26 protein-coding genes and 1 tRNA gene are annotated in these 25,842 nt (G+C 41.3%); 15 read left to right on the forward strand and 12 right to left on the reverse strand.

Translation table 11 applies throughout. The annotated features are described in order from the left end of the window. The first annotated feature begins 318 nt into the window (after positions 1 to 318). The gene (locus tag H6G83_RS21675; RefSeq protein WP_190476046.1) at positions 319 to 561 is read left to right on the forward strand and encodes a DUF2281 domain-containing protein; all 243 of its coding nucleotides are present in this window, start codon (positions 319 to 321) and stop codon (positions 559 to 561) included. Then, complete coding sequence (locus H6G83_RS21680) at positions 558 to 962, forward strand: type II toxin-antitoxin system VapC family toxin (RefSeq protein WP_190476047.1); 405 nt, start codon at positions 558 to 560, stop codon at positions 960 to 962. Before H6G83_RS21675 ends, H6G83_RS21680 begins: the two co-directional genes overlap by 4 nt. A gap of 484 nt (positions 963 to 1,446) precedes the next feature. On the opposite strand, the gene H6G83_RS21685 is transcribed toward H6G83_RS21680, so the two are convergent. Further along, a complete protein-coding gene (locus H6G83_RS21685) occupies positions 1,447 to 2,418 on the reverse strand; it encodes a carbohydrate kinase family protein (protein ID WP_190476048.1) in 972 nt (323 codons plus the stop codon). 317 nt (positions 2,419 to 2,735) lie between these two features. Here H6G83_RS21685 and H6G83_RS21690 point away from each other — a divergent pair, with 317 nt between their 5' ends. Further along, the gene (locus H6G83_RS21690) at positions 2,736 to 3,284 is read left to right on the forward strand and encodes a pentapeptide repeat-containing protein (RefSeq protein ID WP_190476049.1); all 549 of its coding nucleotides are present in this window, start codon (positions 2,736 to 2,738) and stop codon (positions 3,282 to 3,284) included. Between the two features lie 73 nt (positions 3,285 to 3,357). On the opposite strand, the gene H6G83_RS21695 is transcribed toward H6G83_RS21690, so the two are convergent. Next, positions 3,358 to 3,708 (reverse strand): hypothetical protein, encoded by a 351-nt coding sequence (locus H6G83_RS21695; protein ID WP_190476050.1) that lies wholly within the window; start codon positions 3,706 to 3,708, stop codon positions 3,358 to 3,360. 65 nt (positions 3,709 to 3,773) lie between these two features. Here H6G83_RS21695 and H6G83_RS21700 point away from each other — a divergent pair, with 65 nt between their 5' ends. Further along, positions 3,774 to 3,947, forward strand: coding sequence for a hypothetical protein (locus H6G83_RS21700; protein WP_190476051.1), 174 nt, complete (start codon positions 3,774 to 3,776; stop codon positions 3,945 to 3,947). Positions 3,948 to 4,665: 718 nt separating this feature from the next. Here the strand turns inward: H6G83_RS21700 and cobJ are convergent. The 4 genes from cobJ to H6G83_RS21720 all read right to left on the reverse strand — a co-directional run bounded on the left by cobJ (position 4,666) and on the right by H6G83_RS21720 (position 9,344). Next, positions 4,666 to 6,396, reverse strand: coding sequence for a precorrin-3B C(17)-methyltransferase (gene cobJ, locus H6G83_RS21705; RefSeq protein ID WP_190476052.1), 1,731 nt, complete (start codon positions 6,394 to 6,396; stop codon positions 4,666 to 4,668). 380 nt (positions 6,397 to 6,776) lie between these two features. After that, positions 6,777 to 7,811 carry a hypothetical protein gene (locus H6G83_RS21710; RefSeq protein WP_190476053.1) on the reverse strand — a complete coding sequence of 345 codons (1,035 nt, stop codon included), beginning with the start codon at positions 7,809 to 7,811 and terminating at the stop codon, positions 6,777 to 6,779. A 352-nt stretch (positions 7,812 to 8,163) separates the two neighbouring features. Then, positions 8,164 to 8,237 (reverse strand) — tRNA-Arg (locus H6G83_RS21715). 33 nt (positions 8,238 to 8,270) lie between these two features. Then, positions 8,271 to 9,344 carry a tocopherol cyclase family protein gene (locus tag H6G83_RS21720; RefSeq protein ID WP_190476054.1) on the reverse strand — a complete coding sequence of 358 codons (1,074 nt, stop codon included), beginning with the start codon at positions 9,342 to 9,344 and terminating at the stop codon, positions 8,271 to 8,273. Between the two features lie 198 nt (positions 9,345 to 9,542). Here H6G83_RS21720 and H6G83_RS21725 point away from each other — a divergent pair, with 198 nt between their 5' ends. The 4 genes from H6G83_RS21725 to H6G83_RS21740 all read left to right on the forward strand — a co-directional run bounded on the left by H6G83_RS21725 (position 9,543) and on the right by H6G83_RS21740 (position 12,989). Further along, a complete protein-coding gene (locus H6G83_RS21725) occupies positions 9,543 to 10,148 on the forward strand; it encodes a J domain-containing protein (protein WP_190476055.1) in 606 nt (201 codons plus the stop codon). Positions 10,149 to 10,275: 127 nt separating this feature from the next. Continuing rightward, positions 10,276 to 11,196, forward strand: a complete 921-nt coding sequence (locus H6G83_RS21730) for a WD40 repeat domain-containing protein (RefSeq protein WP_190476056.1) — start codon at positions 10,276 to 10,278, stop codon at positions 11,194 to 11,196. Positions 11,197 to 11,957: 761 nt separating this feature from the next. Further along, positions 11,958 to 12,599, forward strand: a complete 642-nt coding sequence (locus H6G83_RS21735; RefSeq protein ID WP_190476057.1) for a hypothetical protein — start codon at positions 11,958 to 11,960, stop codon at positions 12,597 to 12,599. Positions 12,600 to 12,818: 219 nt separating this feature from the next. Continuing rightward, the gene (locus tag H6G83_RS21740) at positions 12,819 to 12,989 is read left to right on the forward strand and encodes a hypothetical protein (protein ID WP_190476058.1); all 171 of its coding nucleotides are present in this window, start codon (positions 12,819 to 12,821) and stop codon (positions 12,987 to 12,989) included. Positions 12,990 to 13,465: 476 nt separating this feature from the next. Here H6G83_RS21740 and H6G83_RS21745 read toward each other — a convergent pair whose 3' ends face one another. Beyond that, positions 13,466 to 14,293, reverse strand: coding sequence for a metallophosphoesterase (locus H6G83_RS21745; protein WP_190476059.1), 828 nt, complete (start codon positions 14,291 to 14,293; stop codon positions 13,466 to 13,468). A gap of 113 nt (positions 14,294 to 14,406) precedes the next feature. Beyond that, on the reverse strand, positions 14,407 to 15,246 hold the full coding sequence (locus tag H6G83_RS21750) for a metallophosphoesterase (RefSeq protein WP_190476060.1): 840 nt from the start codon (positions 15,244 to 15,246) through the stop codon (positions 14,407 to 14,409). A 472-nt stretch (positions 15,247 to 15,718) separates the two neighbouring features. Here H6G83_RS21750 and H6G83_RS21755 point away from each other — a divergent pair, with 472 nt between their 5' ends. Beyond that, the gene (locus H6G83_RS21755) at positions 15,719 to 16,186 is read left to right on the forward strand and encodes a DUF4332 domain-containing protein (protein ID WP_190476061.1); all 468 of its coding nucleotides are present in this window, start codon (positions 15,719 to 15,721) and stop codon (positions 16,184 to 16,186) included. A gap of 9 nt (positions 16,187 to 16,195) precedes the next feature. Here H6G83_RS21755 and H6G83_RS21760 read toward each other — a convergent pair whose 3' ends face one another. Then, positions 16,196 to 16,810 (reverse strand): TetR/AcrR family transcriptional regulator, encoded by a 615-nt coding sequence (locus H6G83_RS21760; RefSeq protein WP_190476062.1) that lies wholly within the window; start codon positions 16,808 to 16,810, stop codon positions 16,196 to 16,198. 311 nt (positions 16,811 to 17,121) lie between these two features. Between H6G83_RS21760 and H6G83_RS21765 the strand changes: the two genes are divergently transcribed. Beyond that, positions 17,122 to 17,460 (forward strand): XisI protein, encoded by a 339-nt coding sequence (locus tag H6G83_RS21765; RefSeq protein ID WP_190476063.1) that lies wholly within the window; start codon positions 17,122 to 17,124, stop codon positions 17,458 to 17,460. A gap of 114 nt (positions 17,461 to 17,574) precedes the next feature. Here the strand turns inward: H6G83_RS21765 and H6G83_RS21770 are convergent, their stop codons facing one another. Further along, entirely contained in the window at positions 17,575 to 17,814 is a 240-nt protein-coding gene (locus H6G83_RS21770) for an addiction module protein (protein ID WP_242044726.1), read from the reverse strand. A gap of 346 nt (positions 17,815 to 18,160) precedes the next feature. On the opposite strand from H6G83_RS21770, the gene H6G83_RS21775 reads away from it, so the two are divergent. The 5 genes from H6G83_RS21775 (at position 18,161) to H6G83_RS21795 (ending at position 23,963) form a co-directional block, all read left to right on the forward strand. After that, positions 18,161 to 19,747: a M16 family metallopeptidase gene (locus tag H6G83_RS21775; protein WP_190476064.1), complete on the forward strand. Its 1,587-nt coding sequence runs from the start codon at positions 18,161 to 18,163 to the stop codon at positions 19,745 to 19,747. A gap of 82 nt (positions 19,748 to 19,829) precedes the next feature. Next, entirely contained in the window at positions 19,830 to 21,296 is a 1,467-nt protein-coding gene (locus H6G83_RS21780; RefSeq protein WP_242044730.1) for a M16 family metallopeptidase, read from the forward strand. Positions 21,297 to 21,587: 291 nt separating this feature from the next. After that, the gene (locus H6G83_RS21785; RefSeq protein WP_190476066.1) at positions 21,588 to 22,442 is read left to right on the forward strand and encodes a mechanosensitive ion channel family protein; all 855 of its coding nucleotides are present in this window, start codon (positions 21,588 to 21,590) and stop codon (positions 22,440 to 22,442) included. 430 nt (positions 22,443 to 22,872) lie between these two features. Continuing rightward, positions 22,873 to 23,727: a mechanosensitive ion channel family protein gene (locus H6G83_RS21790; protein ID WP_190476067.1), complete on the forward strand. Its 855-nt coding sequence runs from the start codon at positions 22,873 to 22,875 to the stop codon at positions 23,725 to 23,727. A gap of 38 nt (positions 23,728 to 23,765) precedes the next feature. Beyond that, the gene (locus H6G83_RS21795; RefSeq protein WP_190476068.1) at positions 23,766 to 23,963 is read left to right on the forward strand and encodes a hypothetical protein; all 198 of its coding nucleotides are present in this window, start codon (positions 23,766 to 23,768) and stop codon (positions 23,961 to 23,963) included. 7 nt (positions 23,964 to 23,970) lie between these two features. On the opposite strand, the gene H6G83_RS21800 is transcribed toward H6G83_RS21795, so the two are convergent. Then, positions 23,971 to 24,735 carry an HIRAN domain-containing protein gene (locus H6G83_RS21800; RefSeq protein WP_190476069.1) on the reverse strand — a complete coding sequence of 255 codons (765 nt, stop codon included), beginning with the start codon at positions 24,733 to 24,735 and terminating at the stop codon, positions 23,971 to 23,973. Between the two features lie 211 nt (positions 24,736 to 24,946). Further along, positions 24,947 to 25,651, reverse strand: coding sequence for a HipA domain-containing protein (locus H6G83_RS21805; protein ID WP_242044731.1), 705 nt, complete (start codon positions 25,649 to 25,651; stop codon positions 24,947 to 24,949). Between the last annotated feature and the right edge of the window lie 191 nt (positions 25,652 to 25,842).

Consider the following 25,842-nt stretch of genomic DNA (forward strand, 5'->3'; position numbering starts at 1 on the left):
TTGGCTAACGATCGCAATCCAACTGTTTAAACCCGAATCTTTGCTCATGACCTGCTTTGTGTCACGACGATTTATCTTAACATCTGATTCTTCAAAAAACCTGCCCTTGAAAGGTGTAGGGGGGTAAGCCTTCAAAACCTACACCCTTACACCCTTACACCCTTACACCCTTACACCCAGTCTTAACAGATAACATTGGTGCGTAAGTCCTGGGGGTATAGGGGAAGAAAAAAGTGTTTCTTCTATATTTTGCGCTGATGATTATAAGTTTTTTATACTGGTCAATAAAAACTAAATTAGCAGAGGTAGGTAGTAAAGATGAGTGCAGAACAAGAATTATTAAGCAATTGGCGTTCTCTTCCACCAGACAAACAAGAGGAAGTTTTAGATTTTGTTGAATTTCTTCGCTGGAAAACCTCTACAAATAAAACTCCCTTGGGAGAAGGTTTACGGCAAATTCGTTCTAAAATTATTGCTTCTGGTGAACATTTATTAAGTAGAGATGAAATAGAAAAAGAAATTGCGAGTCGTCGTGGGGGATTACAGGAAACTGACGCATGAAGATAACTTTTATTGATTCTGGAGTGCTAGTAACTGCGGCGCGTGGTGTGGGAGAAGATTCAGAGAAAGCTTTGGAGATTTTAGCAGATTCAAACCGCGAATTTGCTGCGAGCGAATTTATCAAAATGGAGGTAATACCTAAAGCAATTTACAACCGAAAAACGGTAGAAGCTGAATTTTACGAATTATTCTTTAGTGCGGTCACTTACTGGGCTAACGATATACAAAAAGTAATACAAGATGCTTATAACATTGCTTGTCAGTATGGTTTAGCTGCTATGGACGCGCTACATATTGCGGCTGCGTTGTCAGTTGGTGCAGAGGAATTTATGACGACTGAGAAGAAAACAAAGCCTATGTTTAGGATATCTAGCATTAAAGTTATTTCTATTTTTGATTAATGTTTTAGAGATGATTTTTAACAATTCAAAATTCAAAATTCGCGCATTAAAGGCATTTTCAGTTGGGAATTTAAACTCCAACTGAAAATTTGCTACGTACAGACGTAGGGGTCTTTAACCCTCGGAATTACGATAAAGTAAACCTTAAATTGTCGGGTGCGTTAAAGCAGCGCTTAACGCACCGTATTTGCTGGTGCGTTACGGCTAATTCCTCATTTCGCCAACGCTCAAATCCTGACATAGCCGTAACACACCCTACTTAATATTTACTTTACCAAGGAAGTCAGGGGAAAGGGGAAGGGGGAAGGGGGAAAGGGTAAAGGGGAAAGGGTAAAGGGGAAAGGGGAAGGGGGAAAGGGTAAAGGGGAAAAGGTTTAAATTCTTCTCTCTCCCCCCACTCCCTCATCTCCCTCATCTCCCCCCACTCCCTCATCTCCCCCCACTCCCTCATCTCCCTCATCCCCCCAGTCCCCAGTCCCTCAACTTAATGAGATTTGAGAAAAGCTTCCACTTCTGCAACTGTGGGTTGAGAAGCGATCGCACCTGGTTTAATGGTAGTCAGCGCTCCTACAGCACTCGCATAGGTAACAATGCTTTTTGCTGTCTCGCCATAGTTCAAGCTGTGAATACCATGTTTACTTAATTGGTGAATAAATCCTGCCAGAAAGCTATCTCCTGCGCCAGTGGTATCCACTACAGGGACATGAAAAGCGGGTATTTTGCCTTCATTTTCACCTAAACAATAGGCACAACCATTTTCCCCGTCAGTGACTAACACGCCTTCAATTGTGCCTAAACGGTACGTAATAGCACCTGGGTCTGTTGTATCAAATAGCCATTGGGCTTCTTCCTTAGCCAGCTTGAGAAAATCGATGCGCCGGAAAGTTGCTTGAATTTTTTGCCGAGCGATATTTTCATCTTGCCAAAATACTGGTCGCCAGTTGACATCCAGCACAATCTTTAAATCATACTGTTCAGCCAGTTCTAAAGCGCGGTAAATCGCCTTTTCGCTGTCAGGGTAGGCTAATTCCAAAGTACCCAAGATGAGGAAATCTGCCTCTTGAAACAATGACTCTGGTATTCCCTTGGCTTGTAAACGAGTGTCAGCAAATTCTGAGGTGTCATACTCACCGAAACCAGCAAAAGTGCGATCGCCGGCTTCATCCCGCACCACATAAACTTGCCTCGTTGGCGCAGTAGGATGACGTTGTACACCCGTTGTATCTACACCTACCTCTTGTAAAAGCTTAACAAGCGCGTTTCCTGGCTCATCTTCACCAACAGCACCAATAAATCCGGCTGGGGTTCCCAACTTCACCAAAGCACAGGCCACATTAGCCGGCGCACCACCAGGGTAAGGAGTCCAAGACTTCACCTCCTCCAGCTTTAAGCCTAATTGATCAGCCAAACAATCAAATAAAACTTCGCCGAGGCACAAAACACGGGAGTTACTCATCGCATTTTAACTTTTCACGGGATTGCTCATCTCATTTTAGATTTTTACCTTGAGATTAAAACTCTCATATTGATCACTCTCCTCAAAACCCTCTGTGTCTTTGTGCCTCTGTGGTTCCTGAAAAAACCGTCCCTGTCCCCTAAAATGTATTTCCATTAAGTATTAGTGCAGAATATCAAAAATTCCATCACAATAAAATTACAACCTTTTTCTCAAATTCCACTAGCTGGCAACTCAACCAATTATCTGTATTGTGGTGTGGTTAGTGTTAACTCAAAAATAAACTTGCTTACACACAAACATGGAGAGGTGTCATTATGGATGCCAATAAACTCCTAGAGTTATATGCAATAGGAGAGAGAGAATTTTTTAGAGCAAATCTGCATCAAGCGAACCTTTACGCCGTTGATTTGAGTGGTGCTAACTTTACCGAAGCCGATTTAAGTGGAGCCAACCTGAGTCAAGCAAATTTGATTGGTTGTAATCTCAGCCGCGCCAATTTAACTGATGCAGACTTAAGTGGAGCTAACTTAAGTGATGCAAACTTAAGTGAAGTAAATTTGATAGGTGCAGATTTAATTAGAGCCAACCTGAAAGATAGTAATCTCAATCGAGCTGATTTACGAACTGCTACATTAATTCTGGCAAACCTATTTCATGCCAATCTCAGCGAAGCGGAAATGAGTGGTGCTGATTTGAGTGGTGCTAATCTCAAACAAGCCAATTTGATAGGGAGCAATGTCATAGAAGCCGAATTAAAAGGTGCAGATTTCTTAGAAGCTATGATTACAGAACAAGAAATCACTGGTAGAGTGTTGCGTTTAAGTATCTCCCACAGATGGATAACATGGGCTGGTTGTCATTAAAACAGTAAACAGTGGACAGTGAACAGTGGAAACAACTTAATAACTGTCAACTGTCAACTGTCAACTGTCAACTTTAGTACACCAAGGGAGTTACACCGCGCATCTGCCGTAAAGAATTAATGCAAGCGGGACAGTCACAACCAAACAATTGAATTGCTACATCGCTTTCTGCGTCATTGAACTCTAACATCGGCGCATCTTCTTGAGAAAACTCCACTTCCTGCTGATAGTTAGGCACTTGAGCTAAAACAGAAGCTCTCATACAGACCAATCCTACCTTATGTTTATTTCTGATACAGGTTAGCTTGTCTGTGTTTTTGACTTCTGGCTCAAGTGCTTGTGCGTGATTTACCATCACGGTTGTAGATAGCATAGAGGCTATTAAGACGGGGCTAGAAATTAAGGCTAAGATAAATCTGTTCATGGGTTTCCTTGGAAATAAATTCTGACAACTCAGAATAATCCGATTAAATCCTACAGTGCTACTGATTGTCCATCAGGAGATTATGTTGCCCAAAACTAAATATTCATAGCGACTTACTTAGATTACCGGATTCTAGGGAAACTGTATCATCTAGCGATCAGCTACGCTGGGCGGAACGCCATCGCCTACGCTGGGTGGAATGCGATCGCCATCAAGCAAGCAGATGTCAGCTTAACTGACTTTTCACGGGATCTGGAAAACCCCTCTCCAAACCTCTCCCCTACAAGGAGAGAGGCTTTAATTTCTCCCCCTTCCCTAGTAGGGAAGGGGGCTGGGGGGTTAGGTCTGGCGTTAGCTTTTCCACATGATGTGAAAAGTCAGGTGAGCTTAACCCCCTACACCAAAATCATCTATCAGTCTCTAACCTATCCCCTGTCCCCTATCCCCTGTCCCCTCCCCACAATAAAAAATGCCTGCATATGCAGACATTTATGAGGCTTTCTGTCACTGTAATCGGCTACAATCATGTTGGAGCATGATTGTTTTATTCTTGCTGATTTCAATTAATAAATCAATCCTAATAGCTCATAATTTTAGACATAATTTATTTAATTATATCTTGATAATTGCCATCTTAATCATATATCACTGGATTTTTATTAAGATTACTAATCATTCACAAATGTCAAATTGATTTATTATTCAATAGCAGTTTCAAACCAAGAATAGTTTAGCAAAACATCAGGAAAATTTTCACTATTGTATAGACGTAAATCCTATCTTTAGGTCTACAGAGCTTGATTCATCATCATATTTTTTACAGTATAACAATAGAGGTGGTCAGGTTAACAACCCCAGAAATTCCCAGTTCTGGGGTTTTACTTTGTTCTCAAATATGATGTTTTTCAGCTTAGTAAAAAACCATTAATAATTAACTTAAGCAATTAAATGGAAATCCTACTCATATCGCCGGGGCGTATAAACCGAAATACTACCATCACTACGTTCAATAGTCCGGGTTTGGGTAGAACCGATCAGAATTACCGTCCGCATATCGGCGCTATCGGCTGCTAACTCCTCAAGAGTGATTACTTTGACAGTTTGTCCCGGTCTGGTAACATTTTTTGCCAACACTACCGGAGTGCTAGGTTTTCTATATCGCAATAATATGTTTCTAGCTTCTGTTAATTGCCAAGTGCGATCGCGAGAAACAGGATTATAAAAAGCAATGACAAAATCTGCTTGGGCTGCTGCGGCAATACGTTGTTCAATAATTGACCAAGGCTTTAAAATATCAGACAAAGATATTGCACAAAAATCATGTCCCAAAGGTGCGCCAATGGTAGCGGCTGCGGCCTGCATGGCGGAAATTCCTGGTGCAACATAAATATCAATACTATCCCATTCTGGTTTATGATGATAATCAAGCACTTCAAACACAGCCGCCGCCATTGCATAGATACCAGGATCACCAGAAGAAACTACAGCTACATATCGCCCAGTCGCAGCTAAATCAAGCGCCATCATCGCCCGTGCAATTTCTTCGCGGTTGTCTGACTCATGACGTTGCTTACCATCAGCCAGAGAACCAACTAAATTTAAATAAGTTTTGTAACCTACTAAGTCAGTGGCTGAGGTGAGTATTTCCTTGACTTCCGGCGACATCCACTTTGCACCGCCTGGGCCTGTACCAATAATGGCTAACCTTCCCCTTGGTTGACCGATGGTGTTGGGGTCGATGGGTTGGGGGGAGATGGCTGCAATATGAGATGGGGGAGATGAGGGAGAGGGAGGAGAGATGAGTTGACCATTACCTGTAGCGGTTAGGGCTATGGCTTCGGCGAGGCTGTAACCTTGTGTAAGTAGGCTTTCTAGTTGGCTGGGAGTGAAAAAGCGGGTGGGTACGTTGTAGGTAGCGGCTATGGCTTGAATTGCTGGACTGGCGGCGATGGTGAGGGGGGCGACTACTGCGGCGACAGATGCGGGTGCGAGTTGTGCGTCGGTGAGGAACTGCTGTATGGAGTCTACTGTAACACAGGGGTGGGTGATGGCGATCGCTACAGTTTGCGGATGATACACCAGACAATTAGCTGTAGGCTTGACTAAGCTTTCTGTCACCTGAATTGTTAACTCTCCCTCAGCGTCAATAGGTAACTGACTATTACTCAACCAAGGTGCAGTTCCCCACAACTTCACCCGCGCCCCCGCTAACAAATCTGAGATAAACTTCTTAGCATCGTCTGGGTTGGCTAAATGATATCCAGGGGGAGGTGATAACAAAGCTGTGCGGAAACGGATATCACCCGTGGTTGTAATTGCTGGTTTAACCTCAAGTACCTCAGCAATACGCCTGGCTAAATCATTCACCCCATTGAGTCCACCCAACAGAGGCACAACCACACTACCATCTTCCGCCACAGCCAACAAGGGCGGTTCTTGACGCTTATCGGAAATTAACGGTGCTAAGGTTCTAATCAAAATCCCAGCCGCACAAATACCAATTATCGGCGTTCCCCCTGCAAATAACTCTCGCAGAGTTTCACCAAAATTCGTAAAGCTAACATCAACCTCCCAAGTGCGTCCTGCTAAACCGTACAGTTTCGCCCCTGGTAAGACGGTGATAATTTTCCGGGCTAGTGGTACGCTATTTTGACCCAATACTACAACAGCAGGTGCAACCATCATCATGAAACTTTTTGAATAGTCGATATCTCTCAAATCAAAGCATAGATGTATACAGATAAACAAATATTATAAATAATGGTAATTGGTAATTGGTAATCGGTAATTGGTAATGGGAGAAATAGTCACAGCAAGTTGCAGGTAAATGAGGTACAGATATAAATTGTAAAATTATTGTGGGGTGGGCATCTTGCCCGCCCTTGTGTACCTCACGAAAATACGTTTATACTCAGCTTTAGATTTCCTTTCCAAATAGGCTATTATTATATCTTGCACCATTACCTTATTGCGAAAAGTAAAGCCCAAAAGCCTATTATTTCGTAGGGTGGGCATTGCCCACAACCTGCTTATTTAGAAGGTGCAAGATGTCACTCTTACTTACTCAATTACAAATTACCTTTGACAGGTTTAAAATCTCTACTTAACATTTGAGACGCAGAAGAAGGATCAATTATGCCACCAATTTCTTTGGCTAATTTATGACCTTCATTACTAAAACTTTTAAGCCTATCGTTTAAACTCTCAATTTTTGAGGTATCAATAATCATTCTAATAGCTGTTCCAGCTATATCCATTTTATACTCTGATTTTTCATCTCCTTCTAAAAAAATTCCTGATTGTCCGCTACAAATAAAAAAATTACCACCATTGCGACAAAGACGACTTGTCATGTATAACCCATAACCAGAATTTCCCCAATGATCATTAGGATCTCGACGCTGCCCTTTGTAAACCTTACCAGATATTCCGGGAAGCAAACTCATTTGTAACGCCTCATAGTCACTTTTTATTTTTGTTGATAAAGATGGATTTGCAGACAAGGCTTTAAGAATGCCAATACCAGAATCTAGAACCCCTATTTCAACCTGATTTTTACTAGGCCAATACTGAGCGCAGTACCAAATATTTTTTGATTGACTATGCTCGACAACATTTCTTAATATTTCACAAATTGAGTACTCTAAGGTATCCACTAAATCTCCCTCATCCTGACGAGTTAACATAGAACTTAATTGCCGAGAGTAACGTTGTATCACATCTCCAGTATGTTCTAAATTTTCATTTGCTTCGTTTTGAATATCTGCAACTGAAAAATACGTAATTGGTAGATAAGTACTACTACCAGACGCTTCTCCTGGCTTTTTTCCGTAATCAACCCGAAATGCTTGGAAAAAACCCATATGGGCAGCATAATCATGGTTTTGGCAATTTTTAAACAAAAACTTAGAACTGGGGTGTTTTTTTTGAAATTTAGCAAGTTGTTGAGCTAAAAATAACATAGAAAAGGGAGGAAAAAAACGCTTATCTCCCATATCAAATAGATATACTTCTCCTTCGTCGATTGTCTTCAATTCTCTTGAAAAGTCAGTTATTCCCTTAATATTTAATTCTTCTGGTAAATTTATAAGGATTTCTTTCATTTATGTTTTCCTAAAAAATAACTTTTTCAGAAAGTAAAGTAGGTAGGGCTATCCCTTACAGAATAAAGACAAGGTGGGCATTGCCCACCCTACAAATACTCGGTCTAACATATCATATTCATTTCATATTCATTTTGCTTCTCCAATAACTTTTATAGCGGATTGCAATCGGATAGAATACAGATTCATCTGCGTTCATCTGCGTTCATCTGCGTTCAATCATTTTTTCTGTACATCACTGACTTGAAAACCGCTATAAATCGCTTTCGTTTGCTACATTTCAGCAACCAAGACAAAATATATAATCCCTGAAACCTTTGTTAATAGTAGATTTCCGGGATTAGTTGGGAAACGGGACTGGCGGGACTCGAACCCTCGACCTACCGCTTAGGAGGCGGTCGCTCTATCCAACTGAGCTACAGCCCCAACTAGGAAGCACTTACAATGATAGCAGTAGTTTTAACTAGATTGCCAACAATCGTCCCAAGAACCGCCACCTATTTCTAAACCACAAAGATGGCTGTGTGCTTTGAGGATGACTAGACGGTTTTCGCCTCTGATTTGCCGTAATTCTATATCCAGCTTACCTTGCATTGTATCCCGACAACAAAATTGTAAACCCTGGGCGGTCGGCGCACGTAAAGGTGTACCCGGTAAATGGGTAGTTCCAGTTAATTTCACCTCATAATCTGAATTGGTGGCTTTCATTTCCCACTTACCCCAAGGCTGAATTTTCCACTCTACTTTTGCGTTCCAGGGAACAAACTCATAGAATTTACCTTGATAGTGTAAGCCAATCATGGCTACAGATTCCATCCACCACAACACACCGCGCCTACCACCACCAGCAGTTAAGGCTAAGTCAGGTTCGCCATCGAAGCTATTACAGTTAACCCAAAACCATTTTTGCGGAAAAGCACCACCCCAGTTTTTTTCACTATAAGCTGGCGCATTCTGGAATTGGTAGATTTTACCATTCCAATCAATCCAACCGCTAGCCAAACCATGCGCCATTAAAATTTGCCATCCGGGTTCAAATATCTGCAAAAATGACAGCCAGCCAGCTGTGGATTGTTGCATACTATCTCGATTTCCCCAACCGTATAGGGGTTGAATTTCGTACTGCCATTGGCAATAATTACCTGTGGCGGGGTCTTTGATAATGCCTTGATTGAGGGTAGCTGTAGCTTGGTAGCCTTGCTGTACATGGGTTGCAAACTCTGCTGGTAGGAGGTAGATAGGTTTGGTGTTGAGGTTCGTTTCTCCCCAATGACCTAAAGCGAGAACATCTGGACTAGCCCAAAATTTGTTGACATCAGGGAAAGTCCGACAGATATATTCATCATCAGCACCCAAGATTTGAGCCGCACCGCCACTGTCAGGTTTACCCCCGATGGGGTCTTCAATGGAATACATGAAGGCGAAGGTTTGACCGCAGTCTGGTAAGGTGACTCGATAATACCAACCTTCAAAAAAACGGCGATTACCACCGTCCCAATGATAGCCGCTATGGGGCGTTTGCATTTTGGACATTGTACTGATGATAGATGCTGATTTGGAAATGCGATCGCCTACCACCCACCGGAGCGATCGCGCTTATCTTAGATTAACAACTTCCTCAAAAATCGGGAATATGTTGATTTATCAATGATTTTAGAAATTTTATCTTCAAAAACCTCGTGAGAATTTAGTTAATATAGATTTACATAGTTTTATTTTTTAGTATGTGCGATGTCTAACGACAAGCCGCGAAATGGTTTAGAACTTGATATTAATTATGCTTATGAAATTCTGGGTTTAAAAGCTGGTGCATCACAACTAGAAGTAAAGCAAGCTTACCGCAAGTTAGTGAAAATTTGGCATCCCGATCGCTTCGTTGATGCAAAGCAAAAGCAGCAAGCGGAGGCAAAAATTAAACAAATCAACGCGGCTTACAATACAGTCAAGGCGGTAATTCCCCATGTTGAGAAATCGTCGTCACCACCGCCTCCACCCAAAAAATCGGGGAAAGTATCTGTAAATCGTTGGGGTGCGGAAACATACTATAACTGGGGTGTTGAGAGTGTAGCAAAAAAAGAGTACGAGGAAGCGATCGCCTACTTTACCCAAGCCATTCGTCTCAACCCTAATTATATTGCAGCCTACAAATATCGGGGATTTGTTTGTTCCCAGTTAGGTTACGAATATCGAGCCACTGCCGACTTAAATAAAGCCGCACAGTTAGAAGGTAAAATTCCCAAAGCGACTTATACCTCGTCGTCAAGATATAAAATCCAACGTAATTCCTTTATAGAAAGATTGTGCCACAAAATTAAACAAGTTCTCAGACTCAGATAAATTTAGCGATCGCGTCTGATATAAACAGTCAGTATATGGGAATACTAAGTATAGTCAAATGAGAAGCTTCTCTTCTAGTATTCCTAGCGTGAGCCATATCTGACTAAAAGTCGCTATATATATCATTATGCAAGACTTAATATCCGTTCGCAGTCTCAAAGGTCATTCACATGAGGTTATTTCTGTTGTATTCAGCCGTGACGGACATACACTGGCTAGTGGTAGTGATGACAAAACTGTAAGAATTTGGAATTTAACTAATAAGGAGTCCATAATTCTTAAAGGACATGGTGAATCATCTTGGTCTGGAGGTGTTAATTCTGTAGCTTTCAGCCCAAATGGTAAAATTTTAGCTAGTGGTAGTAAAGATAAAACTATTAAATTGTGGGATGTATTTACAGGAAAAGAAATATGCACTCTCACAGGACATGAAGAAAAAATTCATTGTGTCGCCTTTAGCCCTGATGGAAAAACTTTAGCTAGCGGTAGCGGGGATAAAAGCATCAAATTTTGGTCGATAGAAACAGGACAAGAAATATATTCTTTTAAAGGGCATTCAGATGATGTTTTATCTTTAGCTTTCAGTCCAGATGGACAGGTTTTAGCTAGCGGTGGTGCTGGGAATGACAAAAAAATTCAAATTTGGCATATATCTCAAAGAAAAGTTCAGACTATTACTGGACATTCTGATTGGTTCGGAGGCATTAGTTCTCTAGCATTCAGTCCAGATGGTAAGATTTTAGCTAGTAGTAGTTGGGATAAAACAATCAAATTGTGGGAGTGGGGCAAAGGTCAAGAAATTGGCACTCTCATAGGGCATTCTGATCATGTTTGTTGTGTAGCTTTCCACCCAAATGGTAAGATTTTGGCTAGTGGTAGTAAAGATAAAACTATTAAGTTTTGGAAAGTAAATACTAAAACTTTAATACACAGTGTAGCAGCGCATGAAGAATCAGTTTATTCTGTGGCTTTTAGTCCAGATGGGAAAACTTTAGCTAGTGCTGGTGGCGATAAAATTATTACTCTGTTACCTTGTCCTGAAATCTGAGTCATTATTTGTAGGACTTACGCAACTGGCATATTTTTTCTGTAGGGTGTGTGAGGAGCGATAATATTTGAACGTAGTCATGAGACTTGTAGCGTCACGCACCAACTACCAATTGTGACACTTGCGTAAGTCCTGATTTGATATCTTGCACTTTCTCAATAAGATAGTGGCGATGCACTCCCCACCCTACGTATCTAAAATGTGGCATTAGCCAAAATCTAACATCTTATTCATCTGCGTTCATCTGCGTTCATCTGCGTTCGATTTTTTTTCCAATCTATTGCCACATTTTAGTCTAGACAGTCCAGTAGGGTGCGTCAAAGCAGCGCTTAACGCAGCGTATTTGCTGGTGCGTTACGGCTAATTCTTAATTTCGCTAATACTCAAATCCTTACATAGCCGTAACACACCCTACTTAATATTTACTTTATAAATAACCTCTCAAATGAAAGTTTGACCAGTTTTTATGGGTGAAATTAACATAGCTCTTATTAGTAAAAATCAAATAAATTGTAAAAATTTATTAGTCTTGTCCCTAGATGAAAGTAAAGATACTGTAAAGGTGCAACTATATTCATTCTTTTGAAGTATCTAGCTTTTACCTGAAGATAGATCCGTTATTGAAAGTATCAAAGTTATTCTGATAAATATTCAAACCAGGGTTATAAATCCAACTCAAAATCTCTCATTCAGTAAAAATGTTTTGTTTTTACGAAACTTTATCTTGTCAAAATTACAGTGAGGAAAGGAAACTAAAAATTATGACTAACCCTAATGAACGCGAAGTTAATAGAGAATCTTACACTGATAATAATGGTAATACCCATCACGTAACCAGAACTACAGAAACCTCTAATAATCGTTATAGTAATGGTTATGTCGATGGTCGTAATCTTGAACGCAACTATCAAGCTGATCGTGATAACGAAAATACAGCTACTGGGTTGATTTTTGGTATTGTCTTGACTTCTTTGGTAGGTTTGATGGCTGGCGCACTGTGGTATTTTAATCAGAACAATGCGGCTGTTGATAGTACTGCACCTGTAGAGACTCCTGTTACCGCTAGTCCTAGTCTATCGCCTCAACCACAACAAACAACCATCATCGAAAGAACTAGAGAAGTACCTGTTGTTGTTCCTCAACAGCAAGTTACACCAACACCAACATATTCTCCACCGCAGGTTAATATTACTGTTCCACCTCAGCCTTCTGTGAGAGTGACAGTACCTCCTGTAGCACCTAATACACCTCAGCCGGCTCGAACTACTACCCCTAGTACAGAGACACAAGCCAGTCCTTCTCCCACCATTACACCTGAAGCTGGGGAGCAGCCACAAAATAATTCTGATAGCAGTTCTTCTGGTGCTGACGATGTTAATCAAAACACCAATTCTGGTCAATAGGTGACAGGTGATAGGTGACAGGTGACAGGTGATAGGTGATAGGTGATAGGTGATAGGTGACAGGGGACAGTTTGCCTTCTGCCCTTGTTGCCGGAAATTTTAAGAAAGATTTCTCAATTGTTGCGGTAAATAAATGGTATTGAAGTTTAGTAAACAACTATACCACTTACAAAAAAGGATGCTACATTAAGAGCAGGGTACAAAAAGGTTAAAAGTTCATTGCAACAAGTCTTGAAATTAGAGTCTGTACCTCCTCGCTCTAATGTTTTAATTATTCGCAATCCTAAAGTTGTTGGCTGCATCCTCTGTGAAAGTGTTTTCGCCTTGAGTGTACATGATTGTATGGAGGTGTTGAAATTACAGTTAAAAATGCCTGCCTATTGGAATTAAGGATGCAGGATTTTTAGGGATGTTTAATTGCGAATATTGTCCACCCTAGTTGAGTTGTTTGATTCTGTTTTTTCCTATCTTCTCTGACGATCTTATATTTACCAAACCGCCATTTGCTAATGATATTATTCCATCTTAGCTAATGGCGGTTAATATTGTTGGGGTCTGGGGACTGGCTTAAAATATTGTCATAACATAATCAAACTAACTGTAAGGTGCGTCAGCCCCAATAATGTCTTATATCAAGTTCGGCTAATTACTTAATATGGTTGTTTTGGTCGGTAATGGGTAATAGCTAATAGGTAATTGTTTTCTACCATTAGCAATTACCTATTACCAATTACCAATTACCAACCCCGAAGATATGATAAGTGATTAAGCGGACATGATATTACACATTCAAGTATTTTCCACATCTGACGCACCCTACCCCAAGTGTCAGTTGTGTAAGTCCTGATAGTAAACAGTTTGCTTGACTAACTTAAAGTAATTACAGTAACTTCTGGTGGGCAAAATAAACGCCCTGGTCGATAAGTACCTAAACCGCGATTAACATATAATTGGTTGTCGGCTACTTGATGAAATCCTTGCGCCCATTCCCAATAGCGGACTACTTTTGAACAGTCTCCTAGTAACAAGGGAACCCAGCGCCGCAATTTTTTGGGGAATTTTTTTAACAGCTTTTTATAATGATAAACTACAGGGCCAAGACCTGGTAATACAATATGTCCACCGTGGGTATGACCAGATAGTTGCAAGTCTACTCGCCATTGTTCTAGGATTTTAGCAGTATCTGGGTTATGAGATAAAACAATCCTGGGTATGGCGGGGTCGAGTTTGTTCATGACTGATGCAGGTTGAAATTCTTTTGACCAATAGTCAGCTAGTCCTACTATTGGTAATTCATGTCCGAAAGGATAAGCAATTTCATTCCACAGGACATTAACGCCGATACTGGTGAAGGCGGTTGTAACTTCGGCTTGGGAGTGACTGTAGTGGATATCGTGGTTTCCTAGTACAGCATAAACGCCATTGCGGCTTTGCAGATACTTAAGTCTGGATGCGAGTTGATGAATTGGTGTAGGGTCATCGGTGACATAATCGCCAGTTAAGACTATTAAATCAGGTTCGGCTTCGTTAGTAACTGCGATCGCTTCCTCCAACATCTCTTCCGACAGTCGCAAGCCATCATAATGAAAATCTGACAACTGCACCAACTTTAAACCCTGTAATTTGGGTGAAAGCCCTGCTATCTTAACCGTTATTTTATCTGTGCTTAAACGTCCTGTAAACAACCAGTGCATATGTGCTAGGAACTCCTCAGACCAGCGCTTACAGCTTATCAAAAATTTAGGTAATAACTTAAAACTTAAAAAAGTTTACCATAAATTTTATTTAAGGATTTCCTATAAATTAACTAGCCTCCCTCTTTACTTTCCAAGGTAATTACTGTTAATTCTGGTGGACAAAATAAGCGTCCAGGGTGATAGGTTCCTAAACCACGATTGACGTATAGCTGGTTTTCGCCGATTTGGTGTAGACCTTGTAGCCATTCTGAATGGTTTGACAAAAGATACTCTTTGAATAAACAGGGAAAACGCCGCCGGATTTTTCTTGGTACTTTGCGGATGATTTTTTTGTGATAGTGTAACACAGCCCCAACACCAGGAATGACGATTTGCCCTCCATGAGTATGACCTGATAATTGTAAATCTACTCGCCAAGGTTGCAAAAACTCTGCGGTGTCTGGGTTATGACATAAAACAATGCGTGGTGTGGTGGGGTCTAGTTGCTCAAAAACTAATTTTGGATTAAATTCCCGATAGTAATAATCAACGAGTCCGACTATGGGTAATTCCTTTCCCCAAGGATAGGCGATTTCATTGCACAAAACTTGAATCCCAACTTTTGTTAATGCTTGGGTGATTTCTGTTTTTGAGTTTTGGCGATGTAGGTCGTGGTTTCCCAGTATGGCATAAATACCTGCATGAGTTTGGAGTTTTTGCAGGTGTTGGGCTAGTTGATGAATGGGTTTTGGGGTAGTTGTGACATAATCACCTGTGAGTACAACTAAGTCTGGTTGTATTTGATTGCTAAGTGCGATCGCTTCCTCTAACATCGCTGGTGACAGTCGCACACCATCATAATGAAAATCTGATAGTTGCACCAACTTCTTACCTCGTAGCGATGCAGATAAACCTGCAATCTTTACCGTTAATTGTTCTACAGTCAACGGCCCAGATAAAAGCCTGTGCATAATCTCAATTGATAAAGTTTTATAATAACCCACCTGCCGCAGCTACAACTGTTACATAAAGCCCAATCGGTTGCTCAAGTCTTGTAGCGATCGCTTCATTAAACTTACGTGAGTTCGATGAACCTCACCCTCCCAACCTCCCTCTCCTACGAGGAGAGGGAGGAGAAAAGAAAAAATCACCCTCTTACTCCCCTCTCCTGGTAGGAGAGGGGTTGGGGGAGAGGTCAAAACAACGCTGGTCACACTCACGTTAAATCTGTACGAAATTATTGGGGCTGACGCACCCTACAGTTAATTTTGCCTTTATAGCAGTCGAAGCATAGGGCGCGGACATCATACAATTTTAAAACCTTTAATTTCAAAGGCTTTCAGCCCTGTCAAGAGTCCCCTATCACCTGTCCCCTGCTATACATTCTTCTGCCTTGAAAAAATAAACGTCACAATAGATATATAAACTTATGTCTTATTTCCTATGTCTGCTAAAAATACAGCTAATAAAAGTTCTATCTCTGGTCGTGACTGGCCCATTGACCAATTACCCGGATTGAGTCAAGAAGAACAATCCCAACTCCAAAATTGTGGGATTAAAACTACAGCCTCCCTAGTCAAACAAGGTAAAACTTTAGAATCTAGGCTCGCTTTGGCTAGTAAATTGCAAGTGCATATTCAGTATGTGAATAAATGGATAGCCTTAGCGGATTTAGCCCGGATTCCTAGCGTGGGAACACAATATTGTGGGCTATTGCTTCACGCTGGTGTTGGTTCTGTGGTGCAGTTAGCCGAAATTCCCACTCATCGATTGCACAAACAAATTTTGCGCTTGCAGGTAGCAACTATGCAGCGCCGTGATTTATGTCCAGCAATTGAGTTAGTGCAGCAATGGAGTCAGCAAGCGAAAACAGTCAACAGTCAACAGTTAACAGTTAACAGTCAACAGTGATTCCCTTTCTCAATCTTTCGCTAATACTCCATTGAGGAAGATATCAGCCAGTCCTTCGGCCATTTGCTGCATTTGTTGGGGTGAAGCGTCTGGCTGCATCAGGGTGTTGTTAGAGAAACCAGCGATCGCAAACATTCCCAAGAAAACTTTAGCGACTAAATTCGCATCCATTTGCCGATAGATCCCTTTATCCATTGCTGTTTGGAAGAAGGCTTCGGCGACATCGGTCATTTTCTCAATGACTTCTGTTTGGATGCGATCGCGCAAGTCTGGGTGAAATTGCACTTCCATGAAGCAAACCCGCATTAAATCGGCGTTTTTTTGCAAATTCCACATTCTCCGGCGCATCACCTGGGCGACAGCCTTATAGCTGCCCATTTCGCTCAATTCTGTCAGCAAATCTGTGAGGATATCCACCCAACCACCCGTCGCCACTTCCACCAAAATCGCTTTTTTGTTGGGAAAATGGCGAAACAAAGTCCCTTCCGCCACACCTGCGGCTTGTGCTAAATCACGGGTGGTAGTACCATCAAAACCTTGAGCAGCAAATAACTTCAGCGCCGCCTGTAAAATGCGGGAGCGTGTCTGCGCTTCAGAAGGTGGAGAAGAATTAAAAACTCGCATATTCGTTATTGTAAAATCTCCGAAACATTACTTGTAGCATTATTGTCTAACGTCAGGAGCAAAAAGCATAGAAAGCTTAATACAAGATTAACGCTCTCAACAAATGGAGAAACATCTTAGTACGTTAATTAATGTAAAAATATTGCAATTTTGCTGATTAAATACCCATGTTTAATTGTGTCGTTTTGTCTAAGCTGATTAATCCTACGGCGGGTAGAAGGAGCATGAGCATATTAAATCCAGGTATGAGAAGGCGATCGCAGCTATCTGTTATTAGTTACCGTTGATAATAAAAATGAGGTGATCGTGCAATGGATACCCGATTAAAATACCAAGATATCATTAAAACCATACTCCAAGACCATGCCGATTATCGAGCTAATTTACCCGATGGTTATACATCTCAAGTTTTGTTTGATGATCAGCACGGACAATACTTGGTTTTGGATATAGGTTGGAGTGGCGATAAATATCTTCATAATACACCCATCCATTTAAGTTTAATTAATAACAAAATTTGGATTCAATATGATGATACAGAAGAAGGTGTAGCCACTGATTTGCTGCAAGCCGGAGTGCCTAAAGAAGATATAGTTCTCGGCTTTCGCCATCCTAAAGTACGGATATATACGGGTTTTGCTGTAATATAAGACAAAGAATCAGTTTTTTATCAAATTTCCAGATTTCTTTGTTCCCAGTAATTAGGCTGGCGCTTACATGCGATCGCAATAACCCAAATCACTTCTTCAAGTTCAGTATAAACTTCACGAATACTTGTCTCGTAACTCAGAAAAAACCTGGGATGATAATTCGCAAATAGCTGTTTTGCGCTTAATATCTTCTAACCGTTGGTTTAATTCTGTATCCCATGCAGTTTCTAGATTATCATCTATATCTTCATCTAAAGAGTTAATTAAAAAGTAGGCAATTTCAGCACGTTCTTTTGCAGAAAGCCCAGAAAGTTGTAGTTTAAGTTTTTCGGCGGTTTCACTCATGCTTATCATAGGATATTTTGACTCTTAGTAAATTTTGACTATTAGACCTCTTGCAAAAGTCGTTCTTAGCGTTCTTTTCTTTGCGTTTTTGCGCCTTCTCTACGAGACGCTACGCGAATGCGTGAGACAAAAAAAGATTTATGCAAGAAGTCTATTTTATCCAAACTCAAGTTTGAGCATATATTACAAAATGCGAAATTCTCTTGCACCGAAGCGAGGGATACTATTATGCACTTGATTACTGATATCCTCCGCAGATGATAAGTGCGATCGCCTACGTGGAGCATCGCTCATCGCTTACAATAGGGCGGAGCATGATTGCATTTATATTTCATTACTCAAATTCCTGAAGCTCATGAATCAATCTAGTCGTTCAATATCCCGGCGGCTGTTGGCAATTTTGTTAGCCACAGTCCTCTTCTGGTGGGGATGGACACCAAAAATTGCCTTAGCACAAAGGTCTACCACTGTCCAACCAAGCAAAACACCTACATCCAAGGTGCAAACTTCGATTCAACCTTATTTGGAGCGGGTAATTAAAGAGTTGACAGAGTTCCGATTAGATAATGGGATGAAGTTTATTGTCTTAGAACGCCATCAAGCACCAGTAGTTTCCTTTGTTACCTACGCCGATGTCGGTGGCGTGGATGAACCAGATGGGAAAACAGGTGTGGCTCATTTTTTAGAGCATTTGGCGTTCAAAGGCACTACAAGCATCGGTACAACAAACTATCAAGCCGAAAAACCCCTGCTTGAGCGTTTAGAGCAGTTAGATACGCAAATTAGAGCCGCAAAAGCCAATGGTAAGCAAGATGAAGTTACTAGGCTACAAGCGACTTTTAAGGAAGTAGAAGCACAAGCTGCTAAATTAGTCAAGCAAAATGAAATGGGGCAAATTGTCGAACAGGCTGGGGGTGTAGGTTTAAACGCCACTACCTCAACGGAAGCGACACGTTACTTTTACAGTTTCCCCGCTAACAAGGTGGAATTGTGGATGTCATTAGAATCTGACCGATTTCTTGACCCTGTAATTCGCCGGGAATTTTATAAAGAAAAAGATGTAATTTTAGAAGAGCGGCGGATGCGGGTGGAAAATTCACCCATCGGCTTGATGGTGGAAAAGTTTATCGATACCGCTTACAAAGTCCATCCTTACAGAAGACCTGTCATTGGTTACGACCAAGATATCCGCAACCTCACCCCAGAGGATGTACAAAAGTTTTTCGAGACTTACTACGTACCTAGTAATATTACTGTGGCTGTGGTTGGAGATGTCAAACCGGCTGAGGTGAAAAAACTAGCACAAACCTACTTTGGTCGCTACAAAGCCGCACCCAAACCACAGTCAAAAATTCCCGTAGAACCACAGCAAACTCAAAAGAGAGAAGTGACTGTAGAACTACCTTCTCAACCTTTTTATTTTGAAGGTTATCATCGTCCGGCAATTACCCATCCTGATAATGCGGCGTATGATATTATCGGCGCTTTGTTAAGTAATGGGCGCACTTCGCGGTTGTATAAATCTTTAGTTGAACAACAGCGTTTAGCGTTGAATGCTCAAGGTTTTAGTGGTTTCCCTGGGGATAAATATCCCAACCTGATGCTGTTCTATGCTCTCACAGCTCCCGGTCATACAGTTGATGAGTTGGCGGTAGCTTTACGTCAAGAAATTGACAAGCTAAAAACTGAACCTGTCTCGGCTACTGAGTTAGAACGGGTAAAAACACAAGCTAGGGCTGGGTTGTTACGTAGCCTTGATTCTAATATGGGTATGGCACAACAACTGTTGGAATATGAGGTAAAAACTGGTTCTTGGCGGAATTTGTTTAAGCAATTAGATGAGATTATTGCTGTAACTCCTGCGGATATTCAGCGAGTGGCAAAGGCAACTTTTACACCAGAAAATCGCACAGTTGGCAAGTTGTTGTCCAAAAAAGCATAAGCAAGACACCGCAAAGATTAGGAGATAAGCAACGGATATGCACAGGCTTAAACAATTCAAAATGCAAAATTTCCGATTCAAAATGCAGAACAGTAAGAGGTTGATTTATGTATTAGTTGCTGTGTTGGCGTTTTTAACTGTCACTTTTAACTTTTCTTTGACGGCGACAGCAGCAGCCAAACATTATACAGAGTTGCAATTTGCCCCTCTACCTGAGATTAAGTTACCCAAATATGAACGGTATGTGCTGCAAAATGGCTTGGTTGTGTATCTGATGGAGGATCACGAATTACCTTTAGTCAGTGGTACAGCAATGGTACGGGCTGGGAGTCGTTGGGAACCAGCAGATAAAGTGGGACTGGCTAGTTTTACGGGTGCAGTCATGCGGACTGGGGGAACTAAGCAGCATTCACCTGATAAGCTGAATGAGATATTAGAGCAACGGGCTGCATCTGTGGAAGTGAGTATCAATGAAGCTGCGGCTAGTGCTAGTTTTGAATCACTGACTGAAGATGTCGATACGGTGTTTGGGTTGTTTGCAGAGATTATGCAACAACCAGTATTTGCCCAAGAAAAACTAGATTTAGCGAAAACTCAAGCTAAGGGGAGTATTGCAAGGCGCAATGATAACCCCAGTGATATAGCTAGTCGGGAGTTTCGCAAGTTGATTTATGGCAAAGATAGCCCCTATGGGCGGATTACAGAATATGCTACTGTGGATGCGATCGCCCGCGAAGATTTGGTACAGTTCCATCAAAAGTATTTCTACCCCAATAATACGATTTTGGGGATTGTGGGGGATTTTGATAGTAAGAAAATGCGATCGCTCATTCAAGCTAAGTTTGGCAGTTGGGCGCGTAACCCCAAATTCTCTAAACCAACCTTACCAGAGGTAGCTTCAGCTAATCAAGGCGGAGTATTTTTTGTCAATCAACCCCAACTTACCCAGAGTAGTGTTTTAATTGGGCATTTGGGAGGTAAATTCGATAGCCCCGACTATGCAGCCTTGGATGTGTTGAATGAGGTATTTAATGGGTTTGGGGGACGCTTATTTAATGAATTGCGATCGCGTCAAGGTTTAGCCTATTCTGTATATGGTTTATGGAGTCCCCGCTTTGACTATCCAGGGATGTTTATCGCAGGTGGACAAACCCGTTCTGATGCTACTGTGCAGTTTGTCAAAGCTTTACAAGCCCAAATCAAGCGCGTCCAAGCCCAACCAGTAACAGCAGCAGAATTAGCCCGTGCAAAAGATTCTACACTTAACTCTTTTGTGTTTAACTTTCAAGACCCTGCACAAACTCTATCACGGTTAATGCGTTATGAGTATTACGGCTATCCGGCTGATTTTCTCTTCCGCTATCAAAAAGCTGTAGCCGCAACCACAGCCGCCGATGTGCAACGAGTAGCCAAGCAATACCTCAAACCAGATAATCTCGTGACTTTAGTAGTGGGAAATCAAACCGCCATTCAACCACCATTAACTCAATTAGCCGCCCAAGTAACACCAATTGATGTGACTATTCCTAGTTCACAAGCGCGGAATTGACAGTTGACAGTTGACAATTGTCAATTGACAGTTGTCAGTTGTCAGCTGTTATTCTCCCCTGCCTATCTTGGCAGCATTTGAGGGTGGTGAAAAGTGAAGTTGTTGTTGGATACTCAATGTTGGTTGTGGGATTAAATCTGTTTTTTTGTACCTCATTTACTTGCAAACTGCTGTATCATTCAGCATTTCCCCATCTCTTAAAAGTACTAAAGATTAAAAAAAAGTGTTGATAGGAGATTTCTGAGAAATTTCTATTATCTTGTTTGATAAACAACAAAATAAGATAAACCTATGAGATTTCCAGAAATTGGTCAACTCGCCCTTGCCCTGTTAACCCAATTTGGGCTGAAAGTAATAGGTGCGATCGCTCTGTGGATTATTGCTCAGAAGTTAATAGAATTTAGTTTAAAGCTCATCCGCCGTGCTTTCCGCAGCCAAAATATTGAGCCGACGCTGATTAGCTATCTACTAAATATCATTTCTGTCACCCTGAGAATTGTGCTAGTTGTAGCCATTCTCGGCTTTTTTGGTGTGGAAACAACTTCCTTTGCCGCATTGCTAGCAGCAGCAGGTGTAGCCATTGGGGCTGCTTGGGGCGGGCTGTTGGCTAACTTTGCGGCTGGTGCATTTTTAATTATCTTCCGTCCCTTTAAAGTTGGTGATTTTATTACTGCCGCCGGGGTAACAGGAACTGTGACAGAAATAGGACTGTTCACTACTGATATTACCACACCCGATAATGTGTTGACAATTGTGGCGAATAATAAAATATTTTCCGATAATATCCAGAATTTCTCAGCTAATCCTTATCGTCGCGTTGATTTGCTAGCACAACTACATCATGACGTTGATCATAATCAGGCGATCGCACTTTTAAAAACGAGAATTAGCCAAATTCCCAATGTAGTCAGTAACCCAGCACCAGATGTAGAAATTCTCACCTTTACTTTGGCAGGGCCAGTATTAGCTGTGCGTCCTTATTGTCATAATGAACATTATTGGCAAGTGTATTTTGACACGAATAAAGCTATACGCGAAACCTTTGGCGAAGCTGGATATCCCATGCCTGAACAACGCTACGCCTTTACTTTTCCACCGGAAAATGGCACAAGCTCCGTTATTCCCTCATCTGTAATATCTTCATAATACGGTAACTACTTAGTTGGAACTTCTGTATCTTTTCCACACAACAACTCACAAAAAGGTAGGTCATTCAACAGCTTACCTTTTTACTATTTATTCTCTGTGCCTCCTTGCTTCTGTGGTGATTAAACATAGAAACAAACAGACACATAGATTAGGACTTACGCATAAAAACGAAAAATCAAGGGTTTGGGCAAGGGTGTAGGGGTATAGGGGTGTAAATCTTTAAAACCCTTACACCCTTACACCCTTACCCCCCTACACCCTGTCTCAACAGATAACCTTGGTGCGTAAGTCCTGATAGATAAGCAAAACCTACCTTAAGAAAGAGGAGAGTTTATCAGCTTATTCTCAATATTATGTCAGCACCAAAAAAACATTCTGGTTGAATTTACTGTTTTTAGTCAAAAGCATAATAAATAGAGAAAAGCTGATGAATATAGCGGCAATTAGTCAAGTTGCTCTGGCTCTTTTAACACAGTTTGGGCTGAGAGTTTTAGGCGCGATCGCTCTTTGGATTGTTGCTCAATGGTTAATTGATTTTGGCTTAAAATTAATGCGGCGGGCTTTCCGTAGTAGACAGGTTGAGCCAACATTAATTAACTATATTGTGAATATAGTTGCCGTATTACTCAGAATTGTGTTAATTGTGGCAATTCTGGGTTTTTTCGGCATAGAAACTACTTCCTTTGCTGCATTACTAGCGGCTGTTGGTATAGCTATTGGTGCAGCTTGGAGTGGACTGTTAGCTAATTTTGCGGCTGGTGCATTTTTGATTATTTTCCGTCCATTTGTAGTTGGTGACACCATTAAAGCAGCAGGTGTTACCGGAACTGTGGAAGAAATTGGAATGTTTACCACAACTATTAATACACTGGATAATGTGAAGACAATTGTTGGTAATAATAAAATATTTGCTGACAATATCGAGAATTTTTCTGCTAATCCTTACCGCCGTGTAGATTTAAAAGCGCAACTGCATCACGCGGTTGATCATGAGGATGCAATTAGACGGTTAAAACAGAGAATTAGCCAAATTCCTCATGTGTTAAATAATCCTGCACCAGATGTAGAAATATTAGAGTTTAATTTAGCAGGGACAGTCTTAGCCGTGCGTCCTTATTGCCATCATGAGCATTACTGGCAGGTTTATTTTGCCACCAATAAAGCCATTCGGGAAACTTTTGGTGAAGCTGGATATCCCGTCCCCGAACAAAACTACAGGTTTATTGAACCAACACCCGATGGCACATCCGCCAGTGTGGTACAACGCACATCTTTGAGCTAGAGTATGCGATAATAAAGATATATACCAATTTACTTGATATGTCTTCTTTTGCTTGCTCTAGTTGTGCGGTAGTCCTGAACCAACAACAGATGCAAAATACCTCACATCAAAACCAGTCTCAGGATGATTCGGTAGACCAAGTTAAGACTGTGGAGAAAACTTGTACTGTGGTAGAGAATGGTAGGGTTGTAGTCAAACCATTACCGCCACAAAGTGATGAGACTGCTGAGGCTTAGTTTTAGCCTATACTGTGGCGACATCTTCTTTAATTAGCGGCTGATACTCTTCACCAGAAAAGGGGCGAAAGTCCTGATTGCATAAAGCAGTTATCCTACACAATAAACGGAACTGGAACGGTGTGGGCGGTAAATTTACACGCTCTACACGCAGGTCTACTGAACTAGGGTCTTTTTTAAAAAGCTCAAAAACCTCACTCCGTAAATACCTTGGGCAATAACCTACCATATGGTTATCCTCTGTATTCAAAGATAATGCCTGGGAATCATGAGGGTTTTGAAATTCGTGAACTAACAATAGCTTCTCTTCTGGTTCCAATTTATTAATCCTCTCAATTGTTGATTCAGGTAGATATCTCAGCCCGTGGGCGAAAAAGTGTAACTGATATTGCCCTCCTGCATCTGGCTCTGGGCAGGGGAAAACGCCGAGATTGTCTGTTTCCCGCTTTCCCGCACTACGGGCTAAAATTGCCAGTGGATCTGCTTCATTGTCTGAAATATTTAGCCATTGCAGAAACTTGGCGTAATCAGGGCGGGAACGGGACATTAACCGATTAGAGAAGACTGAAAATAAGTGGGTTGATGTATATACTTTTTCTAAATCAGGAAATGAAGATAAAGGTGAAAAACTGCACTTTTGTTGTGCCTCTTTTACACCTTTGATGTAAACAAACTTGTATCTTGCACCGTCGAATGTTAACCGACCAATGGGAAACCAAGAGTGGCTCTGTGGGTCTTGCCAAGCTAAAAATAGTGTTTTTTGTGTCGTCACTGGAGCGATTTCCTTAAATCAAGTAGCCTGTTTTGGTTGATTTCCAAAATCTTCTGTGCAAACTCAATAGCAACAGTTGAGATACGCGATTTGTCAATGCGATCAAAAATCAAGCGCGTATTCGCTCTTGAGATACGTTCAAGACGAGCCAGCCAGATATGGGCAGCTTGAGGGTAACGGCAAGCAACTCGGTCAAATACATCAAAAGTTTTCAGGCTTTTTTGGTCTTCAAACTATTATAAAAAGCAGAATAACATTTATTTACATAAGCCTCGACCGAGCGTTTCTGTCTCTTTTCGTCAGTGAGGTCACGTCCCAGACAGGAGCCATGATCATAGGTAGGTGCTAAATGTATAGTTTCTGTAGAATCCACCTTGTATCGCACAAAACCCCAGTTTTCGTGATGACGATCTCCGTTGCCAATCCAAGCATCTAACAGAAGGTAGCCAACAAATACTTCGACTGCTTTTTGGATACCGCTCGGTGGTGTCCAAGCTATTGGCAAGCCTACGTCCAATGCTTCTATTACTTGCACAACAATATCTATTGTATGTTGTGATACGCCGTAGGTGGCGCAAGTAGGGTAATTTGGTACAATTGGCGTGAGAATTTCATTGCCATGAACAAGTGTCCCTCCTGGTGGCAAAAAGTAGGCTGAAACTACACCTCGATGACCTTCCCAAGTTTCTGCTAAATGGTAAGTGGCGTGGGGTAATCCTAAAAGCTCAGACAACTCTGATGCTACTTTTTCTGCCCAATCTTCCCCTATATTTTGTCGTGCTTGTTTATATAGGCAGTAACCAAGTTGTTCATGTTGAAACCAAAATTTATATTTGCTACCCATCGTTTCGTTACTGGAAAGGGCATAATCAGCTTTGGTAACAAAAATGATGGGAAATTCGGAAATAGCATTCATTATAGATCATTGACAGTAAGCATTTTTCGCTAGATTAAGCATAGCTGCTTAGTCTGTAACAAGTGGCTGGATTATCGACTATTGGTAAATGGTTAGAGAGTACCCACCCCAAGAACATCTACCTCCGCTACAAAGTGGCGATCGCCTACAATTAAGTTTTCTCTTGTAAAAAGTAGCATAAATCCATAAGT

This window comes from Anabaena azotica FACHB-119 (assembly GCF_014697625.1).
Classification (GTDB): Bacteria; Cyanobacteriota; Cyanobacteriia; order Cyanobacteriales; family Nostocaceae; genus Trichormus; species Trichormus azoticus_A.